Source organism: Synergistaceae bacterium, assembly GCA_017450125.1.
Taxonomy (GTDB): Bacteria; Synergistota; Synergistia; order Synergistales; family Aminobacteriaceae; genus JAFUXM01.
In genome coordinates this window covers 1-2,290 of sequence record JAFSWZ010000008.1, presented here as the reverse complement: position 1 = coordinate 2,290, position 2,290 = coordinate 1, and the positions used below count along the sequence as shown (strand labels likewise).

At 52.4% G+C, this 2,290-nt stretch carries 4 protein-coding genes; all 4 read left to right on the top strand.

Translation table 11 applies throughout. From position 1 onward, the window contains the following. The coding region (gene tuf / locus IJT02_00480; protein MBQ7543397.1) for an elongation factor Tu at window positions 1-535 on the top strand (535 nt) is incomplete at its 5' end. 5 nt (window positions 536-540) lie between these two features. Continuing rightward, entirely contained in the window at window positions 541-846 is a 306-nt protein-coding gene (gene rpsJ / locus IJT02_00475) for a 30S ribosomal protein S10 (protein ID MBQ7543396.1), read from the top strand. 186 nt (window positions 847-1,032) lie between these two features. Further along, on the top strand, window positions 1,033-1,659 hold the full coding sequence (rplC, locus tag IJT02_00470) for a 50S ribosomal protein L3 (GenBank protein MBQ7543395.1): 627 nt from the start codon (window positions 1,033-1,035) through the stop codon (window positions 1,657-1,659). A 17-nt stretch (window positions 1,660-1,676) separates the two neighbouring features. Further along, window positions 1,677-2,290, top strand: a 614-nt coding sequence (rplD, locus tag IJT02_00465; GenBank protein ID MBQ7543394.1) for a 50S ribosomal protein L4, incomplete at its 3' end; no start/stop codon positions are given.

Genomic DNA, 2,290 nt, shown 5'->3' with positions numbered 1-2,290 from the left:
GTTCACGATTTCGGGACGCTGCACAGTCGTAACGGGCAGAGATGAGCGCGGCAAGATCAACGCAGGCGAGCCCGTCGAGATCATCGGCATGAAGAGAGACACACAGAATACCGTAGCAACCTCCCTCGAAATGTTCAGGAAGATTCTTGACAGCGCAGAGGCTGGCGATAACGTAGGCGTACTTCTTCGCGGCATCGACAAGGGCGACGTTGAGCGCGGCCAGGTCTTGGCCAAGCCCGGCACAGTTACTCCGCACACGAAGTTCAAGAGCGAGGTTTACGTCCTCAAGAAGGAAGAGGGCGGACGTCATACACCGTTCTTCGCAGGGTACAAGCCGCAGTTCTACTTCAGGACAACGGACGTTACCGGCAACATCAAGCTGCCTGAGGGCGTAGAAATGGTCATGCCCGGCGATAACGCAACGTTTGAGGTTGAACTCATTGTGCCCATAGCAATGGAGGAAGGTCTGCGCTTCGCAGTACGTGAAGGCGGCCACACGGTCGGTGCGGGAGTTGTAACCCAGATAATCGAGTAATCATCATGGCACGCAAAATCCGCATTAGATTAAAGTCGTTTGACCACCGAGTGCTTGATACATCAGCGGCTCAGATCGCGGAGACTGCCCAGTCAACTGGTGCGCGGGTTTCAGGACCTATTCCCCTGCCTACGGAGGTAGGGAGAATAACGATCCTGAAATCCCCCCACAAGGACAAGGACGCTCGCGAGCAGTTCGAGATGAGGACGCACAAAAGGTTAATCGATATTATTGACCCGACACAAAAGACTATGGATGCCTTGATGCAGCTGAACTTAGCATCAGGAGTAGACATACAGATAAAATTCTAGCAGAAGTAATGTTGTGTCCCTTCAGGGGCTATACAGTAGGGGCAGACTGGCTATGCCTTTAAGAATAAGGGTTGTTACGCAATCAAACTTCTTAAGAATCTTTCGTGGGTAATGCACGAAGAAAGCACAGGTCAATTGGGATTCTAATTTACCCCACAAATTTGAGATGTAAGGAGACAAAAAGTAATGCCAATTGGGATTCTGGGGAAGAAGCTCGGAATGACACAGATTTATGACTCCGAAGGACAGGCCGTAGCAGTTACGGTCGTCCTTGCGGGGCCGTGCTCTGTAGTTGCTCTGCGCACCCCTGAACAGAACGGGTATTCCGCCGTTCTTCTCGGCTTTGGGGCTGTGAAGCCTCACAAGCTGTCCAAGCCGCAAAAGGTAATGTTCGAGAAGTTGAAGCTCGAACCCAAGAAGACACTTCGGGAATTTAGACTCGATGACGTGAAAGGTTACGAGGTCGGCCAAGAGATAAAAGCAGACCTGTTCGAAGCCGGAGAGAAGGTCAACGTTAAGGGCATCTCCAAAGGTAAAGGTTTCGCGGGCGTAATGAAGCGTCATCACTTCGGAGGTCAGCAGTTCAGTCATGGTACATCGGTCGAGCACAGGCACGGAGGCTCAAGCGGAGCTATCTCGTATCCGGGGCGCGTGTTTCCCGGCAAGAGAATGCCCGGACACATGGGGAGCGATAAGGTTACGGTGAAGAATCTTACTGTGATGGCCGTTGACGTTGAGAATAATCTAGTTCTGTTGAAAGGTGCAGTACCAGGCGCGAAAAACAGCCTGCTTGCCCTCTACAAGAAAGCATAAAGGGGGAAGAAAATACTATGCCGTTCGTAAAAGTATACGAGTTCAACGGAGACAGAGCCGGAGAGATGGAATTACCGGCAGAGATTTTTGACGTTCCCGTACACATGGCCGCGATTCATCAGGTAGTAGTTGCTCACCTCGCGAATTGCCGTCAGGGAACAGCCAGCACCAAGACGCGCGGAGACGTTTCCGGCGGAGGCAAAAAGCCGTGGAGGCAGAAGCACACCGGCCGCGCTCGTCAGGGAAGCACCCGCTCGCCGATCTGGGTACACGGTGGTGTAGCACATGGTCCGCATCCCCGCGACTATCACCAGAAGGTGAACAAGAAAGTCCGTCAGCTTGCGTTGAAGTGCGTGCTGTCCGACAAAGTTCGTGAAGAGCTTATGTGTGTGGTGAAGGGCTTTGACGCGATCGAGAAGCCGTCAACCAAGTCGGTCAAGACTCTGTTCAACGCTCTGGGCGTGGGCAAGACCTTAGTGATCTACCACAACAACGGCCTGAACGTTACGAAGTCCGTGAGCAACATTCCCGGCGCAAAGTGCATCAACGTTGCGAGCATAAATGTCTATGACATCCTGAACGCAAAGAACTTGATCGTTACGCCCGAAGTTATCGCGAAAATTGAGGAGGT

Bases quoted from the DNA above. Each gene is read 5' to 3' on its own strand.
- rplC (MBQ7543395.1), top strand. From the start codon at position 1,033: ATGCCAATTGGGATTCTGGGGAAGAAGCTCGGAATGACACAGATTTAT.
- rpsJ (MBQ7543396.1), top strand. From the start codon at position 541: ATGGCACGCAAAATCCGCATTAGATTAAAGTCGTTTGACCACCGAGTG.